Genomic DNA, 23,870 nt, shown 5'->3' with positions numbered 1-23,870 from the left:
TCTTACCCTTTTTTATCTTGATTAACGTTAGCCATACCGTTTCGTGCAGCAAATAGCTCCAATCCCCAAACAAGCGCAACACCACAAATTAATGCAGCCACGGCCCAAGCGATATGAGCTGGCTGACCTGTGATCTGTTCAAACTGTATTGGAGACAAATTCTGCTCTAAGAGTGGAACCTGCTGACCCGAGGAGTTTGTGCGCCAAGTGAGTACCTCTTTCCATGGCCATATCTTACCTAAAGTGCCAAGCATTAAGCCGGTCAAAAAGATAAGGGTTCCATCGTGGAACTTACGAAGCAGAGCCGATAGGAGGTGGCTGAAGGTGAGCAGACCGAAGATACAGCCCGATGCAAAAATAGCTAAAATTGTGATATCAAAGTTCTTGGCAGCCGCGAGTACTGAAGGGTAAAGCCCTAAAAGTAATAGAATAAAGCTTCCTGAGATACCTGGGAGCAACATGGCGCAGATAGCGATACTGCCGCCAATAAAGATATTCAGATAGGTCATCTCAAGAGTTATAGGGCTTAACATGGTGATCCCCCAAGCAAACACAGTGCCTAGAGCAAACAGTACAAGCCTGATGAAAGAGAAACCTTTAACCTGCTTTAACATGTGGACTACAGAGATGAGAATCAGTCCAAAAAAGAAAGACCAGACGGGAATGGGGTGATTTTCTAAGAGGTAAGTAATTAACTTTGATAGAGAAAAAATACTTGTCAGAATGCCACCAAAAACACAGACAAGAAAAGGGCCATTGATATACTCAAACGCCTGCTTAACTCCCTGCTCTCTAATCACAGAGATTAGCTTAGGATTGATCCTTCGAATACTCTCAAGCAAGGTATCTAAAATCCCGGTAATAAAAGCGATAGTTCCGCCTGACACACCGGGAACCACATCTGCAGCTCCCATCGCCATTCCTTTTAAATAGGTAAGCAGGTAATTCAATTTGTATCCTTAAATATGAGCAATTACGAAAAAGGGGATTATACGTTTCAAAGATAGACAAGTGAAAATGAAGTTTGGTTCATTTTAAAAATAGATCGCTAAATTCAATATTTATCCAATCAAAAAGAGATATTGTTAATCCCATGTTATTCAGATAACCTAACTCATCCGACCAGAATAATAAAATCAGGCGATATCGAGATGACAACACAGAAACCTACTAAGGTGATGGCCCTGTATAACAGAGTAACGCGCTTTCCTTTCGGCAATAAGATCTTCTCTGTCATGGTGGCACGCATGGCTCCCTACTTTGGCACGATTAAACCTCTTATCACCGAACTAAGGCCCCATAGATGTGAGTGTTTAATTAAGAAGCGCCATGCTGTTCACAACCATATTAAAACCGTCCATGTCATCGCCATCTGTAATGGACTAGAGATGGCAATGGGGGTGATGGCAGAAGCCTCTATTCCCCACCACCTAAGATGGATCCCTAAAGGAATGAGCTTAGATTATACCGCCAAAGCTGGAAGTGATATTCGCTGCGTAGCCCAGGTAAACCCTGAGCAGTGGGTACCAGGAGATCTTATGGTACCAGTCACCGCTTATGACTCGGAGGGGGTAGTGGTGGTAAAAGGTGAGATAAAACTGTGGATATCAGAGAAGCCAGTAAAACATTAATACCGATGGGTATCACAGTTAAACAGAGCAATATTCCGGTCATATAGGGCCGGAATATCTCACTTTATTAAACAGAAATTATCGCCCCTCAAAACGTCCAATTAATTTGGTTATCACTTTTAAAGTAATCAACAGCTCCTCCTCAGAGATCCCCTCTACGGCATCATGGCCCCAAGGGATAAGTGACTCAGATAACAATGCAAAAAGCGCTGCGCCCTTTGCCGTTCTAACGATTAACTTTGCCGTCTTATGCTCTGGATTACTTTCAAAGGTGACAATCTCTAATTTCACCAATTCATTGGCAATACGCTGCACACTTTGCCTTGTCTGCCCCATGGTTCTAGCAATTTGCGATACGGTTTGGGGAGACTTTTCTACCGCTCCTAAAATCTTCCATCTGGCACTCGTCAGTCCTACTGGCTGACTCAAATTATCTCCTTCGGTGACTAGTAACCCATTTAACCTGAAAATGCTCAAAACCAACTGAGTAAAACCTTCATGTTCAGTCATCCTAACTCCACATATCAGCCTCATAGAAGAGGTTTCAGATTAGCAAAACGACAACAAACTGTCAAAGTTGACAAGGCAATATCAGTCTATATAATGAACAACACCGACAGCATGCTGTCACTATAAGAATAATGATCTACTCTACGAGCAATAAACGGGATAAACATGAAAACCAAACTTCACCTTCTTGCGGCCCTGACAGCGACACTCTGCATCGCCACTTTCTTCAGCTTCAGTTTAATGGGTGAAATTTTTGGTACCCACGCCTTTATTATTCAGGTCAAAAGCAACATAGTATTTCCAGGGCTCTTTATCTTGATCCCAGCCATGGCTCTAACAGGAATAACAGGTAACCTGTTGGCCAAGGGTGCCAAGAGCAAAATCATTAAACAGAAACTTTTTAGGATGAAGATAGCAGCAGCAAACGGCATCTTGATACTGCTTCCAGCGGCACTTCTATTGAATTATTGGGCTCAAGAGGGTCAGTTTGATGTTTATTTCTACCTTCTACAGGCTATTGAGCTAATTGCAGGCGCCACTAACCTCTTTCTTCTCAGTAAAAATGCGGTAGCAGGTAGACGATTAACGGCGAACAAAAGAGCAAGAAAGCTTGAAGCAGATTAATTTCGATGAGAATAAAGTCATCGCCATATTCCAAACTGGGACTGTCTGATAAACTGCTAATACTTAAAGTACCAAGTTATATTCTCTATGAAATTCAAAGGCAAGCTTGTTCAGTGGGATGACGTAAAAGGGTTTGGTTTCATCCAGCCCTTAGGTCAGCAAACTCAGGTTTTTGTTCATATCAAATCCTTCAAGCATCAACCAAGACGCCCACAACTCCAAGACATAATCACCTTTACTCTCACAAAAGATAATCAGGGGCGCGAAACGGCTCATCAAGCCAAGATTATCAACGCAAAGGCTAAAACACACTTATCAAAAAAAACGCCGAGTCAAGGTAAGTTCAGTTTTTTACTGATCCTTTGCTTAATAGCATCCCTTGCGATGGCCCTATATCACGACCTGCTGCCCAGCTATTTTCCTCTTATCTACCTTCTGATGAGTACCATCACCTTTATCGCCTACGGCCTAGATAAATCCGCAGCACGCAAAGGCAGATGGAGAACAAAAGAGAGTACACTGCAGCTAATGGCGCTATTGGGAGGCTGGCCAGGAGCTTTGTTAGCCCAGCAATACTTAAGGCATAAATCACAAAAACTCAGCTTTCGAATGATATTAATCTGTATGATCATTATCAACATTTGTGTATTTGTCTGGTTGATTTCACCTTATGGTCAAGCACTGTTTCCATTTGAAAAAGGCGCTTTCGCGCCTTTTATTACAAACATCTATTAGAGCAGATTAGCTAGCGGGAACGACCTCAACATGCGCAGTGCCACTTTGTCCGTCATACGATGCTGTGACGACCGCAGTCCCAACCCCTATACCATCAATCTCATGTCTAAATGGAGAGGCAACATTTTTATCGCTACTGTTCCAATCAACATAGTCGGCATAGTTTTCTGAGCTGCCATCATTGAAATGAACCCAAACCTCCACAATTTGATAACTGCCCACCTCAATGGTCATCTGGTTAGGAAGGATCTCTATCGATACCGCTTCTCTTGGTACAACATCCAGTGCTAATTGATCGCTTAGCCCTTTATAAGAAGCTGAAATGATGGCGCTGCCACCTTCATACTGACCCACAGCAACCCCAGCGTGCTCATCTCCAGTGTCGATCTCAACTTCTCTAGGCTTATTGCTCATCCATGAAGCATCTCTTGTCACATCTAACTCAGACCCATCAGAAAATGTGGCAGTGGCAAAAAATGGCGTGGCAACTTGTGCAGTGATCCACTCCAACCTCGGCGTGATCTTGAGTTTCACTAATGAAACGGCATTCACTTGAGTGACAACTGAATCAATGGCGCCATCATATTCTGCAGTAATTGTGCTTGAACCAACACCTGTAGCCGTTGCCGTCCCGCCATCTGCACCTGTCGTCACCATATGGATCACGTCAGGGTTACTCGAAGACCAGGTCGCCTTGTTTGTCACATCAAGTCGTGAAGCGTTGTACATAATCGCGGTAGCTGTGTAGCGTCCCTTAGTACCGATTGGCACCACTAAATTATCAGGCGTCACCTCAAGGCTTATCACTTTGCTGTTAAGCACATTGACTCGACCTTCACCTCTATGTCCCTGAAACTCAGCGTAAACAGCAGACTCTCCAACCTCCAGCCCAGTTACAAGCCCTGTGGTGTTAATGGATATCTTCTCCCGCTTCTCAATAGACCATATACTTTGATCGGTGACATCTTTGCGAACAATCATGCCCCGGCTATCTTCATATACCGCCAGTGCTTGCATCTGAATCGTCTCATTAACAATCACATGACTATCGGCAGGCTCTACATCAACCCCTAAATACTCAAGTTCTGTCACTACAATTTCAGCTTGAGCATCCATACCATAATAGTGTGCATTGACCCTAGTCGAACCTTGTGTATCCCCCGTCACACGACCTGCGGTAAAGCCTGAAGAGACGACATGAGCAATGCTGGTATCGAGTACAGTCCAAGTTGCAGCACCGCTAATATCTGCAGAATAACCGTCCGAGAAAAATGCAGTCGCAATATACTGTTGAAACTCGTTAATATTCACCTCAGCAGTTGCAGGTGTCACTTGAATCTCCACCAGCTGGGCTTCACCAACATATAGGTTAGTCTCTGCCGTTAAGCCTTGATATGTAGCCTGAATAACCGTTTGATACTCACCACCGCCTATCGTGGTTTGCGCTAACCCCTGCATATCAATTGTGGCAGCTTTGAGATTTGAGCTCTGCCAGCTAGACGCTAAAGTCACCTCTTTACTGCTTCCATCTGTAAAGCGAGCAAACGCTTGATAGGGCTGGCTTAAACCCAGAGGCACAGTTTTATTTTCAGGCGATATCGTCAGTTCGATAATCTCTGCATCGTTCACCCTAACCACTGCGGTGTCTGTTTCGGTTTTATATTGCGCTGTGATTGATGTCTGCCCGACACCGACTCCTATACCATAGCCAGCATCAAGTGCTCCCGTGCCAATGTGAACGATAGACTCATCTTGACTGCGCCAGGTCGCGACCTCGGTAATATCTTCCGAGCTCTTGTCAGTATAGAAAGCCTGAGCGGTAAATTGACCTTCTGTGCCTAAGGGCACTTCAACAAGGCTTGGTGTGACCTTAATATAGCTAAGCGCTTTATCACCCACTATCAAGGAAGCAGAATCACTAAAGCCAATGTAACTGGCGGTCACAGTAATCGCGCCTGAAGTGTAGCTTTTGGCGACGCCCTGCATATCTAACGTCGCGACGCTGGTATCTGAGCTTTGCCAAGTAGAGAACTGGGTGAGCTCTTTGTTGCTACCATCAGAAAAGATCCCCGTCGCTTGATAAGACTGAGTAAGACCTGCAGCAATCGTAGCCGACACTGGACTGACGACGTAACGCTCTAGTACTGCATCAGTTACGGTCACATCGACTGAATCAGTTAAGGCTTCAAATCTAGCCTGAACTTGGGTCTCTCCAACAGCAACTGCCTCAGCTAAGCCCCCAGTAAGTCCAGTTGCAATAATATTAACCATTGAACTGTCTACAGCACGCCAAGTGGCTAAATGGCTAACATCACTGCTATGACCATCTGAATAAAATGCCGTCGCAACAAACTGACCACTTGTTCCTACAGGAACCTGACTGTTAGCTGGAGTAACCTGAAGCCCTGTCAGACTTGCATCGGTAACTTCAAGTGTCGCTGTGGCGCTAAAACCACTGTAGTTTGCGCTTACCTCTGTCATCCCCTCAACATAGGATAGCGCTAGGCCGAAACGATCGACACTTGCCACTGAGCTGGAACTCGATTGCCAGTTAGCAAGCTTAGTCAGATTGCGTTTTGTGCCATCGGAAAATATACCCATAAATTGATATTGTTGGCTATTGCCCGCAGCAATAGATGAATAAATTGGAGAGAGGGTCACCGACTCCAAAATGGCATCCGTCACCACAAAGGTCGCGCTGGCTTGCAGTCCATCAAAATTAGCTGTGATGCTAGTTTCCCCTGCGCTCAAAGCATGACTTAAACCAGCCTCAACACCGAGTGAGACCACCTCAACAATACCTGAATCAACAGATGACCAAGTCGCCAATTGAGTAACGTTACTTGCGTGTCCATCGGAGTAAAAAGCGGTTGCAATAAGTTGCTGCTTCTCTCCTTCAGGTAGTTGATTATGTACCGGCGTCACTTGCAGACTTTCAATAACTGCGTCGGTCACAATTAATTCGGCTCTAGCTTGTACGCCTAAATAGGTCGCCAATATCCCAGTCTTACCCGAGCTCAGCCCTAATGCGTTGCCTTTGTCATCTATTGACGCAATATTCAAACTTTCAACTTGCCAGTTGGCAAACTCGGCTACCTCTTTACTACTGCCATCGGAGAAGATCCCTGTTAAGTTATACTGCTGGTTATTCCCAGCTGGTATACTCGCCGTCAATGGTGAGAGTACTAGCTTTTCTAGCACGGCATTTGTGACCCTGGCAGAGGTAGAATCAGAGCTTGTAGCCAATGTTTGTGAACTGACCTTCATTATTGAGGTGTTAGTTGGTGATGCTTTAAAACCTGCATAAACAGCTTGGATACTTGTCTCTCCAACGGCGTTTGCGGTTGCATATCCGCCACGACTACCTGAAGTAATGATGCTCACAATACCTGGGTTAGCGGAGCTCCATGTCGCAGTCGATGTGACATCTTGAGTATGGCCGTCGGTATAATTGGCTATAGCCCGATACTGGCCGCGAGTGCCTTGAGGTTTTTGCAAATTCTTAGGCGTCACCTGTAAGCTTGAGATAGTCGCATCCGTCACCGTCAGAGTCGTTGTCTGCTTCAGCCCCATATAATCTATGCTGATCTCAGTTACGCCTACTGTTTTGGCATCAGCAGCTCCCGCCAGAGCCCCGCTACTACCGATATTCGCAACCGACTCATCAGTGCTCTGCCAGTAACCCAGCAGGGTGATATCATGAACACTGGAGTCAGAGAATCTTGCTCTGGCGCTATAATTAACTTGCGTGCCCGCTGGGGTTACATAATCAAGAGGGGTGATATCGATACTTTCTATCACAGCCCGCGTCACTTCAGCCGTCACAGCGCCGCTCTGATTTTCAAATGATGCCGTCACCTCCACAGTACCAGGGGAGATTGCGGTGGCATGTCCGCCCTTTTCACCAGACTCTACAATCACTGCAATGCTGTTATCATCAACCGACCAAATGGCATCATGAGTGATATCAGCTGTGGTACCGTCTGAATAATAAGCCCTTGCTAAATAGTCACCTTGGGTCCCTACAGGTTTAAAAAGATTATCAGGGCTTACAAGGATTTGAGTAACCACACTTTGGGTTACAGTTGCAGAGGTCGAGTCTGACACACTCACATCGGCAAAACTTAAACTGGCAGATACCTGTGTTTCACCCGTTTTCAGCCCAGTTAAGCGAGCATCAGAATTCATGCTAGCGACACTCGCATCGCTACTTAGCCAGTTAGATTGAGCAGTGACATCCATACTAAGCCCATCTACAAAAATAAGATCGGCGCGATACTGCACACCCGTACCGACAGGAAAGCTGATATCGACAGGGCTAATAACAAGCTTTTCGACAGCAGAGTCCAGTACGACTAATTGCGCCTGCGCATCCATATTGGCGTAGCTGCCAATAACTTGGGTCGTACCAGACTTAACACCTGTCGCTAGACCTATACTCAACGGTGCATTAGAGATGGTTGCAACAGAAGGCTCAGAGGTGCGCCAATTAGTGTAGCGGGTCACATCTTGTATGTGAGAGTCTGCAAAGAGTGCCAGTGCTTTAAAATCTTGGGTTAAACCGACTAAGGTTTCGGCTTGACCTGGCTCTATCGTCAAGGAGGTAACAGCAGCATCTGTGACATGTAGAGTGCCACTATCGCTCACTTCAGGGCCCGCTTGGCTAGCCGCTAAAGTTGCAATAATTTCCGTCGTGCCTTTCGTCTCGGCGCTCGCCACTCCGCCTGCTTCAATTAAAGCCACATCAGGTATGCTACTTGACCAGATGACCTCTGTGGTTACCTCCCTTTGCGTACCATCACTGTATGTTGCCCGCGCGATATATTGCTCATCCGTTGCGACAGCTAAGGTGCTCAATTGGGGAGTAACGGATAACTCTACGGCATAGGGAGGACATGGGTCTCCGTCGCCGCCACAGCCACAGCCACCAGTAGGAAAACCATCATTATCGCCACCACAACCAGATAGGAAGCTGAGTAGTAACAGGAAAGAGAAACTGTAGATTGACTTAAACATGCTCATCTCTTGCTTCCCTTACTCAGTTTCGATTGTCGAGGAGGAGATATAGATGCTTACCCTTCTGTTGGTATGCCTATGCCCCTCAGTGTTGTTATCCACTTCAGGGAAGGATTCACCATACGCATGTAACTCAAGCTGCTCAGCCTTAACCCCATTTGCACTTAAGTAATCAACAACACTTTGAACTCGACGTTCAGACAAAGATTGATTGTATGCACTCGCCCCCTTTGAATCTGTAAACCCTTTTATTAGAGCAATCGAATTAGGGTCTGTCTTTAACCGTGCAATAACAGGAAGGAGAGCGTCAGGATCGTTTAATTTGCTACTGTCGAACTCAAACAGGAGTTTAATCGATATTTCTGGAAGCAGTTGCACTGGTGCTATCACAGGTTCTATCTTCGCAGGAAGCGTCACTTTTTCCTGAACAACTGGTTTGCTCGCCCCACTCTGACCAAAGCGATACGTTAAACCAATAGATGTAAGGTGCCCATTACTCCCACCGATAAACTCACTGCCTAGCTTATCTATATATTGATACTCTACACGTGCTGTCCATGAGGGGGTCAAATTGTACTCTAAACCAACACCCGCCATAGGAGACCAATCAGAGTCACTCTTAGTGCTCACTGGCCCCTTATTCTCACCATCCCACCTGAATGTGCCCGCCTTAGCAAATAGATCAAAATCCTCACTAAGTGGTAGCCGACCTAGTAAAGATATTTCGACCCCTTTCATGCTACCTATGTAACGGTTGTTTAGGCCACTCTCAGAGTAAATAGCCGACGCTTCACCTAAGTCTAGGTAAGCCGTTTCTAACGCAAAGTGTTCAGAAAATTGATAGCCGGCAAAAAGACCATAGGCTTTATCATCGCCATCACAACCAATGTTCCACTCCTCGCAAGCATTTTGATAATGCATCCAACCCGCTTTAGCTCCTAGGTAAAAGAAGTTTGAATTGAGCTCCTTAATGTTAATTTCGTCGCTTTGCTGCGCCGACACTAAACTTGAAACCAAAAGTAATAAGATTGAGATAAAAGAGAGTTTGGAGGCGGCACGGACTTGTAGCATAACGTCTTCCTTGAAACCACTTTAAGGTAGTTGGCATTTGAAGCTGTAAATTGCGGCCATCCTACAACTTTAGTGATATTTTCACCAACCAAACCTATAAAATTCTATGATAGATCTGGTCAACAACCCAGCCTTAAGGGCTGCAAACTAAAGAGATAACTCGATATGTATCAATTTGTCACTTCAGCTTATATTTACCCTTGTTAACTGATTCGATATCATGGCTGACGAATTTCCCTTAAACGAATATAAATTATGAAAATGCTGTTAGCTGTTGTCGTTATCGCCTGCGTTATCTTTTACTTCTTCACTTCGATGAACAACCAAAAAGCTGCTCAGGAAAATATCAAAATTGGTGCTAGCTTCTTAGCTGAAAACAAAGACAACGAAGGGGTGATCGAAACCCTTTCTGGACTTCAATACAAGGTGTTAGCGAAAGGGGATGGAACCGTTCATCCTAAAGCCAGCGACACAGTGACTGTTCACTACCACGGCACATTAATTGACGGAACCGTATTTGACAGTTCAGTGGAGCGAGGCGAGCCTATCGCATTCCCGCTCAACCGCGTCATCAAAGGTTGGACCGAAGGCGTACAGTTAATGGTAACAGGTGAGAAGGTCCGCTTCTTTATCCCAAGTACCTTAGCCTATGGGAATCGCAGTACAGGTAAAATAGTCGGTGGTTCAGTGCTGATTTTTGATGTTGAACTGATCAGTATCGATTAATCGTAACACCACGCTATCCAAGATGTAAAAATGCGCCTCAAGGGCGCATTTTAGCTTTAGCAATAAAGACTTAGATTATCTCGCTATCCAAGCATCTTGCCATGCAGCACCTACACCGGGTTCATATGCCCATGCAGCGCCCGCGCACCAAGCTGTATAGGGGAACGGCTTACACTCATAAACTCCACCAGCATTAGAAACTCGCTCTCCCGCCACATAAGCATAACCAGCTTGATATGGCACAGCCCCATCAGGGGGCGTACTGTCACTGACTATAACCAGTACATTATGGTTAGTCGACGCGCTTAAACCAGCATCGTCAGTCACCTCAAGAGAGATGGATATGGTTTCTGTGCTGTTAGGGCTTGGAAGCATTAACTGCAATGATGCTTGCTCAACAGAGGGGGCACTTGCACCAACAGGTAAGCTCCAGCGGTAACTAAGCTGTCCACCTTCAGGATCGCTAGACTGGGCCGCTGACAGAGTGATAACCGCCCCACTTTCAGCTTCACTCACTCCCTGAATATTAGCTGTTGGCACTTGATTGACCGGATCGGTGGGGTCCGTTGGCGTGCCAGAATCATCGATGACAACCTCAGGGAAAAAGTGCATCAAACAGCCCTTATAATCACCGGGCTTAAAGGCACTATAGCGAGTCTGATATCCCACCAACTTACAGGCATAACTCTTGCCCCCATTGGGGTTTCCGGCAATGTATGACCAATCTTGCTCCCAATAGATCAACATGGCGCCTGCCCCTTGATTATCAAAAGGCTTCATATCCTTGCAGCCTAATACCTCGCTCGCTTCGACTGGAACGCCAAGATATTGCGCATGAGCTTGATAATACTCTATCCGATTCAGCGATTGCGGCTTCTCACTGCCTGCGCCACACTCTATGCCGCCGTTAATAATATGGGTGGTTGCGCCAAACCCTGCTGAGAGTCCATTTTGTGTATCTTTAGCATTGGGCTGCCATGTTCCGTCGATAACATGCAGCATCGAGGGTTTAGGTGGCTGGGGATAGGTAAAGAAAAACACCGCACTGGCCAGATTCAACCAAGTGTCAGCCACCATCTCAGGATTATTGAGTAAGGTACTGACATCACCGAACATAGCATCGGAGAAAGGTCCGTAATTATAGTTGTACGAGAGCTGTTTAGCGCCGCGTCCAAAGTAGCTTTTATAACTACCATCTGCAAAGGTGCCGCAAGGCCAAACCTGCCCCTGCCAAGTGTCAGGATTACACTCCATATTGTAACCGCCACGCTTGGTTTCATCCCAACCCACTTCACGTACCCAGTAAAGGCCCTGTCGCCATTGTGGCTCAGTCATCCACTTATCATGGGCACCGGTTTCCTGTGCAAAATGGGCAAACATGGTGGCTAGGGATTTACGACAGATAGCATCGGCATCACGATTATCTGTATATGAACCACATAAAGCGGGAAACTTAGCCGCGGCTTGCAACAAACCTTGATAGGTATATTCAGCAGCGCGAACAGGAAAAATAAACTCAAACTGTGTCTCACTCAACACAGACTCGAGGCGTTTGACATTATCAGGATTGTTAGGACTCAAGGGGATAATGGCGTCGACAATAGCATTATCTCTGGTAGCGATGGATGACTTCACCGCTCTCATCAAGGGAAAGTCGGTCAAAGCAGACTCTTTGGCGTCAATTTCTGCCTGAGTAAAATGCACAGGCTCAGCGGCAAAAAGCGTTATAGGGCTCAAAGTGGCTAAGATAGCTAAGGGTAGGCAATGTTTCATGGTGACTCACTTAAAAGCACTCGGCCAACGAAAGCTGTTAACAAGATGCGAATTAACACAACTCAGCCATGAAAGAAAAGTGCTTAGGTATCTAGTAAGGAAAATAGGGGGAAGTGCTCCCCCTACCTAACGGGAGTAATAACTTAGTTGGCTGTCGCCCCTAAATCATCCCACACTGAGGCAACACCAGGCTCTTCACCTTTTGTCCACCACTTGGCTTGCCAAGTATGTCCATTATGGGTTGTCTGTTCGCCGCCGTTATAGGCGACTCCCGCATTCCAGCCCATCTCAACACTACTTTGAAGTGTCCACTGATCAGCTGTCACTGTCGGCTCATTACCTTGAGTCCAGTATTTAGCCTTCCAGACTAAACAGTTATGACTCACGGTATCACCACCATTATAAACAAGTGTGCTATCCCAAGCTGGATGGTTAACCGCATCAGGATCGCTTGTTTCACAGCCGCCACTGGTTGGCGCTTTGACGGTTAATACCGTTTGAGCTGACGCGTCAAGGGAACCATCGGATACCAGTACACTTAATGTATAAGTGGTATCTTCAGTCACTGCTGGCGCAGTCACAACTAATGTATCAGAAGATTGCCCTGTAGCCGTTAAGCCAGCAGGTACAGTCCAGCTATAGGTGAGCGCATCACCATCAGCGTCACTGGCAGTTGCAACTATGCTTACCTGTTTAGCAGAATCAACAGCAACATTGGCATCGAGTGACACCTCTGGGGCACGGTTAGCTTGCGGCGCCATATTGGTAACGTTCGTTGACGCTGTAGCCGATAAACCTTCAGGGTCTGTTACCGTTAGCGAGAACCCATAGACAACATCGACATCTGTCGCATTAAGGCTAATGCTAGCTTGGGCCATATCGGCATTAACTAAGCTCACTGCAGGGCCTGAGGTTTGCGACCAAGCATAGGTCAACGCCTTAGCTTCAGGGTCTCGTGACAGAGAGCCATCTAAGACGACATCACTTGGACCAGTTACACTCTGCGCGCTACCCGCATTAGCAATCGGCGCCTTATTAGCAGGTGGAGTGGTCCCCTCACCATGACCTAAACCTTCATGCATGGCATTGAGGATATCGCCATTATCGGCATCGATCTCCCATGAGAACAACCCACCTAACTGATTGGCTGTAACATATTGCCCCTTGGCTTTGACAGAGCGAGCATCATCAAAAGTGATCAGATCGCCAGTCGAGGCCTTAAATACGTAAGGTGCTTCAGCGACCTCATCATACTCATACTGCCACTCACCAGACATGTATTCGTTGACTATCTGACGATAATCAACCACCCCATCTTCCCAAGTCCCTTTCACTTTACCCGTCGCAGTGCCAGTAAATGGGTTGCCATCTTGGTAACCATTCACGCCTGTCCAGCCGCGACCATACATAGCCGCGCCAACGACAATTTTCTCAGGAGTCACACCTTGAGCAAGCAGCGCATTAACACCGATATGAGTGGTATTCTTAGTATCTGGTTTCCAGCTAGCCGCGTACAGAGCAGTCTGATGGTTCAGATCGGTATTGGACCAGCCACCGTAGAAGTCGTAGCTCATCAGGAAGATATTATCCATATATTGCTGAGCGGCCTGATAATCGACCATAGCGATCTTTTCTGCGCCAGCGCTGATCGCAGAGGTAAGCTCATAGGTTCTGCCCGTTTCGGCGCTCAACTCATCAAGCATGGCTCTTAACTCTTTCATCAAGAGCACATAGGTTTCACCGTCATTGACAGGGTCGCCTAAATTTGGGTTTGCACCATTACCACCGGGAAATTCCCAATCAATATCGACACCATCGAAGAACTTCCAGGTCTGTAAAAACTCTTTCACCGAAGCGACAAAACGATCACGTTTAACTTTATCCCCCAGGAAATAGAAAGGATCTGACAAGGTCCAGCCGCCTACAGAGGGTAAGATTTTAAGATCCGGTTGCGCTTGTTTTAACGCCATCAACTGGCCAAAATTACCCTTGTATGGGTCTGCATATTCATTAACACCCGCTTGTGGCATCTGAACTGCTGCCCATGGGTCGTGAATCGCCACTTTAAAATCTTCACGGCCACTACAGGCTCGTTGTAACGCTTGGAAACTTCCCTCAATCTCTTTCAAACTGTCATTGATGCCGTCACCGCCACAGATAGGGGTGAAGCCATACAAAATATGCGTTAGGTTTTGCGCTGGCATCTTGTCTACAGGGAATTTACGGCCATATACGCCCCACTCAACAAAGTAGCTACCGACCACTTTGCCAGACTTGTTTACATAAGGTTTATTGTTCTCCCCAAGTTGAGTCTCAAGGGGTAAAAGATGACTCCCATCGGTATCGGCAACAATGATCTCTTTAGCATCACTGAGAGTACAACCCTGTGCATTACAGAGCTCAATCTGCATCTGGTAGCGACCACCTTGACTGATATTGAATGCGGCAGAACCTGATGCAGTAGAGCTGCCCGACCAGACCTCTACCCCATCAAATAATACCTTAGCCGTATCGCCCAGCTCCCCTGACCACAAGTTCCAGCTAACCGATACTTCTGCGGCATCTTTAACGGTAACAAGTTGATTGTAAGCGGTAGCTGCTTGATTGACCTCAATGATCGAAAAGTTAGTTTCGCCCCAGCCGATCGTTGGTTTACCGGGTACTGCTGCATATGCCGACGAGGCAAATACACTCGCTACGACAAGCGCAGCCGATGAGAGTTTAGTGTTAAACATAGGGTATCCTTATTGCTTTATATTTTTATAAGTATTCAATAAGGCAAACAAAGCATGAACAGGAGAAACCTATTCTTAATACCATGGAGATCTGAGACATAGACCTTTTCGGTTCTTTTTATCATCAGGCTCTTCATGAAGAAACTTCCTGTAACATCCCCGCTATCATAGGTACCAAAATGGCTTTGAGAATGCGACCCTCTCAAAACTATCCCCTTAGACCGGAAGCTTTGCGTCCCAACCTTTCGATTGGTTTGCCTTTGTACATTTACAAGTTATTGCTTTGGATGACAACGCTGTCATCTATTGTTTAGAATAGGCTAAACTTGATTAAATATGCAACACAATAATTAAAAACAATTCAACACATTGATTTTAAATCGATTTAATTTTCCCGCTATGGTTTTTTATTACTAATTAAGTAGATTTTTAGTAGAGAGAAGGCGCTAACTTTTTTAAGATATGAAACAAAAAAGCACCCAAATATGATCTATAAATTTGGATGCTCTTGTTTACTTTGTAAAAGAAAACTAATGTCTATGCTTCATAACCAAATGGGTCATCAATGGAGTGAGCAGGCTGAGTAAACCAAACAGGACCAGTCTCTGTCATATAGAAATGATCTTCATGACGAACACCGAACTCTCCTGGAACACATAGCATAGGCTCATTACTGAAACACATGCCTGCAGCCAGAGGTGTTTGATCGTTAAGTACTAAATAGGGCCATTCATGAATATCTAAGCCGATACCATGACCAGTACGGTGTGGAAGACCTGGCACATCATAACCAGGGCCAAAACCTGCCGCTTCAAGTACATCACGAGCCGCTCTGTCGACACTGGCACAGGTCGCACCAATTTTTGCGGCATCAAATGCAGCTAACTGCGCATCCTGCTCATGTTGCCATAACTCACGCTGACGAGCGCTTGGCGTGCCAAAAACAAAGGTACGGGTAATATCTGAGTTATAGCCCTGTAGCTGGCATCCTGTATCGATAAGCACAGTATCATTGAGCTCAAGCACTTTAGGTGACTTAACTCCGTGTGGATATGCACTGTCTTCGCCAAATAAAACGATACAAAAATAGGAACCTGCGGGAGCGCCAACTCGTTTGTGAGCCTCATGAATAAAGGCCTCCACCTCACCGGCACTGATCCCTTCATGTAAAATACGGGCAACAGATTTATGCACCTCTAAAGTCATATCTTTAGCGCGCTGTAATAAGCTAAGTTCAACCTCAGACTTGATCATTCTACAGCCAGCAGTCACAGGTTTTGCGTTCACATATTCAAACTGATTATGGGCTTGACGAACGCCATCAAAGATAAAGAAAGCCGCCGATTCATCGATACCAATCTTGCCACTGTTGACGCCCATCTGTATTAGCGCATCACCAAACAGTGAATAGGGGCTCTCATCTTCATGCCAAGTGTTCACTTTACCTTTGACAACCATAAAGCCCTCGAGGGTATCCACTTCAAAAGCTGGAGCGATATACTCAAGTTCGCCCTTTGCCGGAATTATTGCTCCCACCATACGCTCACTCGCGTACCAGCGAGTACCAGTAAAGTAGTACAGATTAGTCCCAGCATTAACATAGATAGCCTCGATTCCCTCGGCTGTCATCAAGGCCTGCGCCTTCTCAATACGGCGGCGATACTCATCATGGCTAATGGGTCCTGTGCCCTCTGTCATGTCGGTTAATTTTGCTAACTCTTGCTCTGCGGTTGAACCGCCTACACCTAAGGTCATCTGCTTACCCTTTCTATTTTTATACTAGGAAACCCTGTGGTTTCCATGCTTGACCGACAAGTTAGTCAAAACCGATTAACTGTCCAGTTATGAGATAGAACTCTTTCTAGCATAAAATATACAAAGTGTCAGCGAATAGTTTGCGGTTATGATGTGGCGCTCGCGAACTTACAGGAGAAAAGCACAGCTAAAAAGCATATTTCACACTTAGCCCAGCGTAATCTAATCTAAGCTCGTTATTGAAATCATGGGTCGAGATACTCTGCTCATATTGGCCGAGTGTGATAGATGTCGTCCACCTCTGATCAAATTGATAATCCAAACTCACCCAGCTCTCTTGAGTCTTGTACTGACTTGATGCCGATATTCGATACCCCAAATTTGCCGACAAGGTATCATTGAAACGATAACCAAGTTCAATGGTCGCAGCAGGACTAACAAACCAATCACTTTGCTCACTTAGATTCTTACCCGTGGTATTATCCATTTGAATTGAGAGGTGACTAAAGTTTACACCAACACCAAGATCTAACTTCCAATCACTGCGAGGTAGGAGTTTAAACAGATAATCAGCATTTAAACCATACAAACGATAGGCAGATATGACCTCATCACCCAACTGATATGATTTGCCACCAAAGCGCATATCTCGGTTTAAATTCGTGACATCTCTGGACTCATAGGGCGTAAAACCGAAACTCATATATTGAGTATCGTCAAGCCCCCAAACAACTCTTGCTGACGAGTAGGTTTTTGACTCGCTGTCTTCATTAAAGTTAGCAAGATCAAAAGGCGTACCTCCCCTCTCCTGAACGCGATTGTGGTTGATACTTGCACCACCAATAAACAGTTCATAACTATGGTTTAAAGAGGGCTGACTTCTCCCCCAACCACTAGCTTGCTCTGGGACATAAGCTTTTTTCATTCCTCCAACCAATGGCGTATAAGTTAATGCTATCCCAACACTATCACGGCCTAAAGTCGGTACAACCATAAGATCTGAATGATGGTAAGAGTTGGTCCAATACAAGCTACTCAAAACAGCAATCGAACCTCCTGCCATCACATCATCTAAGTAGTGACGATTAGCCCATACACGACTTGCACCAACAAAAGAGGCTAACCCATAGGCTGGGATCCCCCAGGTATTACCATATCTATGATGGATATAAGCCGCCCCAGAAAATGCAGCAGAGGTATGACCCGAAGGAAAAGAGTTATAGGAGGTGCCATCAGGCCTTAATCTACCAAAAGCAAACTTCAACGAATGCGTTGCTACTGCCGTTGTTGTCGCGCCTTTTGCCAACTGCCAAGCCCCTTCAGTATCGTCAATCCAAAGACTTCCTGCAAATCCAGCTGCTGGTAGTAACAACTGCATCCAATCTCCGACATCAGAAATGGTACCACTTTGACTTTCCAGCAAAACGCTTTGGGCCATTGATGAGTGGCTAAACACTCCAATTAACACTGCTGCGACGCAATGTTGAGTTACTTTTAACTTCATATTGCTACCTATGATCACGCCTGTACAATGACCACTCTTCAACACTCTCACCACTTGGAAGATGGCAGATCCCAATTTGCCCATCGAGTCCTGTTTCAATAGTCAACTCCCCTCCTAATGCAAGGCAGTAGCTTGATGCAGGATTTTCCATACTACTCCTCTCAGACTTCACCCCACTACATCCACCAATAAGCAACAATGAAGCTAAATACAGGCGAAAATTTGTTGCTTTAAACACAGATAACATTATGTTTCCTTTAACTATTGCTTTAATGATTAACCATACCAAGAGCGATGCTGTCAGCTATTACTGCCAATGACGGTACGATTACCTAATACAGAGGTAGCTTCGATACTGCTCAGCTCAGAATGGGCTCTAACTGAGCTCGACATACAAGCTAAGGGAAGTAGCAGCGACCCTTTACTAATCACGAACATCTTGACTTCACACCTTTTATTCTTTGTAGAAACTAGCTAACTCTAATAGCTGCGAAGTATGCAATATCACGTATTACTAACCCTTATTAAGATAACTTGTGATGTTTAGTGAAGAGGAGTAAATAAAAATCACCTCCTAACCCGATCTGGTGCCTAGCGCATATTTCGGGAAGAAATCGAGAAAATCGAGTTCCCTTTAAGCTTCATTCGGAGAGTCAAAATGCCACAGAATAAACGCCTCTTGATGGCAGGTTCCATCCTCATTTACCTTCTCTTTCAGTTATGCCAGCCACCAGCTTTTGCCTGTGAACTCTTGGACTGGTCATCCACAGAGGGGAGCAAGCGCCTGAGCAGTGCAAGCCTCAAACAAGATCTCTTTAAGCTAGCTCCTCAATTTGAGGGACAATCAAACAAAACCTTTTGCGGCGTGACCTCTATGGTCATCGTGGCTAACGCGTTACGCGTCTCACCAAATGGAACCAGTATCCCTCTAGACAGCAGTCGATTAGGTCCAGATGAGAGCCGTTACTTTCCAAAAGGAGTTAGTCCGCTATTTCATCGATATACCCAAGAGTCGATTCTCGAGGGGAGCGATAAAACCCGGGCGCAGATCTTAGGGGAGCCAAAAGTCAAAGGGGGAGAGAGTGATTACGGCATGCAGCTATCTGAGATAACGAGCCTAGCAAAGCGGCTGGCATTCACAGCCAAACCAACCTACGTGCAGCCAGAAAAGTTAGATGATGCTAACTATCTGTTATCGGTGAAGCAGGCGTTAAAACAAGCACTCAAGAGAGATGAAAGTTACGTCATTATTAACTACTCGAGAAGCGCATTAAATCAAGCAGGTAGCGGTCACTTCTCACCGTTAGCAGCTTTTGATAGAGGCTCTGACTCTTTTCTTATCATGGATGTATCGAATACTTATCAAACTTGGGTTTGGGTCTCCAGCAAACGCTTAATTAACGCGATGGCAACGCTGGATATTGATAAGCCCCGTGGATTTGTGGAGATATCACAGTCATAGCAACTGATATATGGCGTGAAAAAACCATCACGCCATATTAGAAAGAATTAGTTACCGCTTCTATCTAACATCACTTTCAGCCCTCGACAGACTATGGTCTCCATGTCGTCGACCCTTGCCACTTTAGCTTGTGAAAGTGGGGCTGTTAACGCCATCTCATTCAGGGAAGAGATGCAACCTCGGTAGTAATCGGCATTATTCATCATGCCACCAGCTAGCCAGATACGGTTAGGGTTAAACAGGTTAACGGCCCAAGCCATCCCCATACCTAAATAACTTCCTGCACGAAATAGATCAGCCTGAGACTTTATCTCACGAGTTTGAATGGAGCCGCCACTTGCCAACTGCTCCAGACTAAACTCTCCCGACTCAGTCATTACTCGGCAGTGACCTAACTCTCCCGCCAGCCCGTGAGCGCCAGTAAACAGCTTGCCATTAATTGAGATAGCCATACCAATCCCGGTACCGCACATCACTAGCAGTTCACAATCATGTTTGCTATCAGTAACTGCCTGCATCCCCGCATCGATATCATTGACGATCAATACCGTTTGAGCTTGAGTTTTGATATCACTCTTAGACAGGCCATTTAACCCAATAAGAGATTTACTCGAAAGCAGCTGGTTATCCTGAACTAGACCAGGCAGTGCGATGGCTAGACGGTAATCTTTAAAACCATAATCTGACTCCAACTCTTGAAGCTGTTGGTTGAGACTATCTATATTGAAATGTTCACCGGTTGGAATTTTATACTGCTCGGTTCGCCCATCAAAATGCATCTCAAAGAGTGCTTTGCTGCCACCGATATCGACCGTTACTGTTTGCATCACTCTCTCCACGACTCTACCTGGAAACAGGTAGAGGAAACACGCCAGTTTGAAACAAAAATTCTACCATAGATTTACAAAAGAGAGAGATAGCTTTTCACTCAACATTATCTCTAACTATTTGCATTGGTTGAGTTTTGACCGCACAACAAATAGAGAAGAATACTCACTCAACAGCACTGGCTCGGCTGCTTTCACTAAAACGCCACCAAGCCATCAAAAGAAGTTGCAGTGCGATAAAAGGGATACAGATATTGAGCAGCAACTGCCAACCTAACTGATGTATTACCCACCCAGCACTTAATGATGCTAAAGCTTGAGCACCAAAGACCAAGGTGTCATTTAGAGCCTGAACCTTAAACCCCTCACCTACACGGTAACACTGGGGCAGAAGTACAGTGCCACCGACAAACAGTAGATTCCAACCTAAGCCGAGTAACACCAGAGCCACCCAGTAATTAAGTAGTTCGCTTCCCGCCAGCGCAATAACTATGGTCACTAGATAAGCGGTTAATCCGATCAACATCATTCTTGTCACTCCCCACTTAGCCACCAAGTACCCAGTAAACAGGGAGGGAAGGTACATGGCGATAATATGACTCTGGATCACCCACTTAGTGTCGGCCAAAGAGTAGTGTTCATTGTGATGCATATGCAGTGGCGTTGCCGTCATCACAAAGCTCATCATGGCAAAGCCTATCATGGCACCCGCGATAGCGACCCAGATCTTAGGCTGATTCAAGATGGTACCAAAGGCACGTATCTCACTTTGAGCAAGATCTTGATGAGCTAAATTAGATCGATTGGGCTCACGATAAAAGGAGAGCGTAAAAGCCGCCAGTAAACAGATAAAGGTGAGAAACATAAAAGCCCCCACATAGGGGATATCAACGAATTCACTGCCAAATACTGCCAGTTCAGGCCCTAAAAAGGCGGCAACTAAGCCACCCAGTAGCACTCTGGATGCGGCTTTAGCCCCCAAATGGGGCTCAACCGCTTCCATCGCTGCAAAGCGATATTGCTGCACGATAGCGCCACTCACTCCCAGCAAAATACCGCTGATGCAGAAGATAACGAAATTTTTCTCATGGGTTCCATAGGCTGCAACAAGTCCGGCAATAGCCGATAAAATGGAGCCTGAGATAAAGATAGGTTTGCGACCAAAACGCCGCATCAATTGGGTCACTGGCAGGACAGAGATAGCAACTCCGATAACCATCGCAGTGATGGGCAGTGTCGCCAAGCCTGGTTCGGGTGCCAACTCGATGCCGATGATCCCCCCAAGCAACATCATCATAGGGGCTGCACTCATGGCAAAAGCTTGGGCTAAGGTCAGTACCCACACATTAAATGGCATTAAACACTCCTATGATACCAATTACATTCAATATTCGTTCAGCGGAATGCTTTAATCTAATTGATTCACACAAAAATGTAACAAGTAAAGTGTTTCAAAGTTTACAACTCACCATCTAACCTTATAAAAAATCATGGTGGTGAAACTTCCCTAGTCCCAATTGAACTGCGATAATCGCCGCAAATAATCCCAAAACAAAAAATCGGTAAGCATCTCCAATCTTACCGTCAAAAACGGAGCTCCTATGACACAAACAATCGCCTCGCGCCTAGATGCAATACGCAGCGAAATGGCAAAAAATAATCTCGACGCCTTTATCATTCCCCGCGCCGATGAATATTTAGGTGAATATGTGCCGGAGCGTAATGAGCGTCTACAGTGGGTAAGCGAGTTCACAGGCTCCGCTGGTATGGCTATCGTACTTAAAGAGAGCGCAGCGATATTTATCGATGGCCGCTATACAGTACAAGTTAAACTTCAGGTCGACGGCGAGCTGTTTCAATATTTAAGCCTAACCGATACACCACAAATTCAATGGCTAGCCGGCACCTTAACCGCCAATGCCCGTATCGGATATGATCCACGCTTACACCCTCTAAGCTGGCAGAAAAAAGCCGTAGCTGAACTGACAAAGTCTGATATGCAACTTATCTCAGTTAAGCAAAACCCTGTGGATCTTCACTGGCAAAACAGACCTGCGCCTTCGAGCGCACCCGCTATCTTATTTGATGCGAAAAGCGCCGGAAAAACCAGCCAAGAGAAACGTCTTGAGATAGGCAAAATAGTGGCAAAATCAGGTGCCGATATGGCGCTTATCACTTCACTCGACTCTTTCTGTTGGCTATTGAATATTCGCGGCAGCGATGTGCCTCGCCTCCCTGTTATCCTTGGCTCCGCTCTGCTTCATGCAAACGGCGATCTGGTGTTATTCACTCAGCTCGATAAGCTGCCTAGTGGTATTGAGGCCCATGTTGGTACAGGCGTCACTTTCAGAGCCGAAGATGAGCTTGAAGCAGTCCTAAGTGAACTATCTAACATCAAGCTGTTGGCAGATCCTAACGCTTCCAATGCCTGGTCACAGCTTACAGCAGAACAAGCTGGCGCCACCTTAGTGGCAGGATTAGATCCCGTCGCATTAAGCAAGGCACAGAAAAACAGCAGCGAACTTGCGGGTATGAAAGCTTGTCATATCCGTGATGGCGTCGCGGTCTCTCGCTTTCTGGCTTGGCTGGACAGCGAAGTGGCAGCCGGACACTTTTATGATGAAGGCCAGCTAGCCGATAAACTAGAAACCTATCGTTTAGCAGATCCACAATACCGTGAGCCAAGTTTCGATACAATCTCTGCAGTGGGTGGCAACGCAGCCATGTGTCACTACAACCACAATAATGGCACCCCAGCACTGATGACCAACAACAGCATCTATCTGGTGGATTCAGGGGCACAATACCTTGATGGCACGACTGATGTGACGCGCACTATCGCCATCGGTCAGGTCAGCGATGAGCAGAGAAAGATGGTCACCTTAGTCTTAAAGGGCCATATTGCGCTAGATCAAGCGCGCTTTCCCCGCGGCACTTCAGGTCAGCAGCTAGATGCTTTTGCCCGTCAATATCTGTGGCAACACGGCTTCGATTATGATCACGGCACAGGCCATGGTGTTGGCCATTTCCTCAATGTCCATGAAGGCCCACAACGTATCGGCAAAAACAGCAACGATGTCGCTCTGCTCCCAGGCATGGTCCTCTCTAATGAACCTGGCTACTACCGCGCCGATGAGTTTGGGATACGTCTGGAGAATCTGGTTTACGTTCGCCCTTGTGAAGCGTTGGCGGGTATTGAGCGTGAGATGTTTGAGTTTAGCGCCCTGACCATGATCCCAATGGATGCACGCCTTATCGATAAGAGCCTACTAAACGATGCTGAGATAAGCTGGTTTAATGATTACCATAAGTTGGTTTGGAGTAAGCTATCTCCTTTGATGCAAGGTGATGATCTTGTTTGGCTGGAGAATGCCACTAAGGCAATCTAGTCAAGGCTAATCCGGGGGGCTGAAACGACGCAGTCTCCCGGAGTTTTACTGCATTATAAAATCCATACTTAACATGCTGGCGTAAGGCTTTCCAGCTGATATCCTCTTAAAT

18 protein-coding genes and 1 riboswitch are annotated in these 23,870 nt (G+C 46.0%); of the genes, 6 read left to right on the top strand and 12 right to left on the bottom strand.

What is annotated here, in order from left to right; all coding sequences use genetic code 11:
- Positions 1–2: 2 nt before the first annotated feature.
- Positions 3–950 carry a polyprenyl-phosphate transporter gene (locus tag K0625_RS07470; RefSeq protein WP_220109120.1) on the bottom strand — a complete coding sequence of 316 codons (948 nt, stop codon included), beginning with the start codon at positions 948–950 and terminating at the stop codon, positions 3–5.
- Between the two features lie 201 nt (positions 951–1,151).
- Here K0625_RS07470 and K0625_RS07465 point away from each other — a divergent pair, with 201 nt between their 5' ends.
- Positions 1,152–1,631 carry a hotdog fold domain-containing protein gene (locus tag K0625_RS07465; RefSeq protein WP_220109119.1) on the top strand — a complete coding sequence of 160 codons (480 nt, stop codon included), beginning with the start codon at positions 1,152–1,154 and terminating at the stop codon, positions 1,629–1,631.
- Positions 1,632–1,709: 78 nt separating this feature from the next.
- Here the strand turns inward: K0625_RS07465 and K0625_RS07460 are convergent, their stop codons facing one another.
- On the bottom strand, positions 1,710–2,141 hold the full coding sequence (locus K0625_RS07460) for a MarR family winged helix-turn-helix transcriptional regulator (protein ID WP_012323744.1): 432 nt from the start codon (positions 2,139–2,141) through the stop codon (positions 1,710–1,712).
- A gap of 165 nt (positions 2,142–2,306) precedes the next feature.
- Between K0625_RS07460 and K0625_RS07455 the strand changes: the two genes are divergently transcribed.
- Complete coding sequence (locus tag K0625_RS07455) at positions 2,307–2,765, top strand: hypothetical protein (RefSeq protein WP_220109118.1); 459 nt, start codon at positions 2,307–2,309, stop codon at positions 2,763–2,765.
- A gap of 87 nt (positions 2,766–2,852) precedes the next feature.
- Positions 2,853–3,500, top strand: coding sequence for a DUF1294 domain-containing protein (locus tag K0625_RS07450; RefSeq protein WP_220109117.1), 648 nt, complete (start codon positions 2,853–2,855; stop codon positions 3,498–3,500).
- Between the two features lie 6 nt (positions 3,501–3,506).
- Here K0625_RS07450 and K0625_RS07445 read toward each other — a convergent pair whose 3' ends face one another.
- Positions 3,507–8,522: an Ig-like domain-containing protein gene (locus K0625_RS07445; protein ID WP_220109116.1), complete on the bottom strand. Its 5,016-nt coding sequence runs from the start codon at positions 8,520–8,522 to the stop codon at positions 3,507–3,509.
- A gap of 12 nt (positions 8,523–8,534) precedes the next feature.
- Positions 8,535–9,587, bottom strand: a complete 1,053-nt coding sequence (locus K0625_RS07440; protein ID WP_220109115.1) for an outer membrane beta-barrel protein — start codon at positions 9,585–9,587, stop codon at positions 8,535–8,537.
- A gap of 255 nt (positions 9,588–9,842) precedes the next feature.
- On the opposite strand from K0625_RS07440, the gene bamJ reads away from it, so the two are divergent.
- Positions 9,843–10,313: a BamJ family beta-barrel-assembly machinery protein gene (gene bamJ / locus K0625_RS07435; RefSeq protein WP_220109114.1), complete on the top strand. Its 471-nt coding sequence runs from the start codon at positions 9,843–9,845 to the stop codon at positions 10,311–10,313.
- A gap of 75 nt (positions 10,314–10,388) precedes the next feature.
- Here the strand turns inward: bamJ and K0625_RS07430 are convergent, their stop codons facing one another.
- From K0625_RS07430 to K0625_RS07405, 6 genes are all read right to left on the bottom strand, one after another.
- Positions 10,389–12,086, bottom strand: a complete 1,698-nt coding sequence (locus K0625_RS07430; protein WP_220109113.1) for a chitinase — start codon at positions 12,084–12,086, stop codon at positions 10,389–10,391.
- Between the two features lie 143 nt (positions 12,087–12,229).
- Complete coding sequence (locus tag K0625_RS07425; protein ID WP_220109112.1) at positions 12,230–14,821, bottom strand: glycosyl hydrolase family 18 protein; 2,592 nt, start codon at positions 14,819–14,821, stop codon at positions 12,230–12,232.
- A gap of 149 nt (positions 14,822–14,970) precedes the next feature.
- Positions 14,971–15,090: riboswitch (cyclic di-GMP riboswitch) on the bottom strand.
- A gap of 268 nt (positions 15,091–15,358) precedes the next feature.
- Positions 15,359–16,576: a M24 family metallopeptidase gene (locus K0625_RS07420; protein ID WP_220109111.1), complete on the bottom strand. Its 1,218-nt coding sequence runs from the start codon at positions 16,574–16,576 to the stop codon at positions 15,359–15,361.
- 187 nt (positions 16,577–16,763) lie between these two features.
- Entirely contained in the window at positions 16,764–18,080 is a 1,317-nt protein-coding gene (locus K0625_RS07415; RefSeq protein ID WP_220109110.1) for a phosphatase PAP2 family protein, read from the bottom strand.
- Between the two features lie 4 nt (positions 18,081–18,084).
- Positions 18,085–18,231 (bottom strand): putative hemolysin, encoded by a 147-nt coding sequence (locus K0625_RS24555; RefSeq protein ID WP_232846975.1) that lies wholly within the window; start codon positions 18,229–18,231, stop codon positions 18,085–18,087.
- Positions 18,232–18,380: 149 nt separating this feature from the next.
- The gene (locus tag K0625_RS07405) at positions 18,381–18,518 is read right to left on the bottom strand and encodes a hypothetical protein (protein ID WP_220109108.1); all 138 of its coding nucleotides are present in this window, start codon (positions 18,516–18,518) and stop codon (positions 18,381–18,383) included.
- Between the two features lie 220 nt (positions 18,519–18,738).
- On the opposite strand from K0625_RS07405, the gene K0625_RS07400 reads away from it, so the two are divergent.
- Entirely contained in the window at positions 18,739–19,542 is an 804-nt protein-coding gene (locus K0625_RS07400; protein ID WP_220109107.1) for a phytochelatin synthase family protein, read from the top strand.
- 47 nt (positions 19,543–19,589) lie between these two features.
- On the opposite strand, the gene K0625_RS07395 is transcribed toward K0625_RS07400, so the two are convergent.
- Together K0625_RS07395 and K0625_RS07390 are read right to left on the bottom strand one after the other, a co-directional pair.
- On the bottom strand, positions 19,590–20,369 hold the full coding sequence (locus tag K0625_RS07395) for an ROK family protein (RefSeq protein ID WP_220109106.1): 780 nt from the start codon (positions 20,367–20,369) through the stop codon (positions 19,590–19,592).
- 166 nt (positions 20,370–20,535) lie between these two features.
- Complete coding sequence (locus tag K0625_RS07390) at positions 20,536–21,726, bottom strand: MFS transporter (protein WP_220109105.1); 1,191 nt, start codon at positions 21,724–21,726, stop codon at positions 20,536–20,538.
- A 244-nt stretch (positions 21,727–21,970) separates the two neighbouring features.
- Here K0625_RS07390 and K0625_RS07385 point away from each other — a divergent pair, with 244 nt between their 5' ends.
- Positions 21,971–23,758, top strand: a complete 1,788-nt coding sequence (locus tag K0625_RS07385; RefSeq protein ID WP_220109104.1) for an aminopeptidase P family protein — start codon at positions 21,971–21,973, stop codon at positions 23,756–23,758.
- Positions 23,759–23,870: the final 112 nt, after the last annotated feature.

Origin of the sequence: Shewanella nanhaiensis (assembly GCF_019457885.1) — a bacterium.
Classification (GTDB): domain Bacteria; phylum Pseudomonadota; class Gammaproteobacteria; order Enterobacterales; family Shewanellaceae; genus Shewanella; species Shewanella nanhaiensis.
This window is presented reverse-complemented; position numbering and strand designations above follow the sequence as displayed.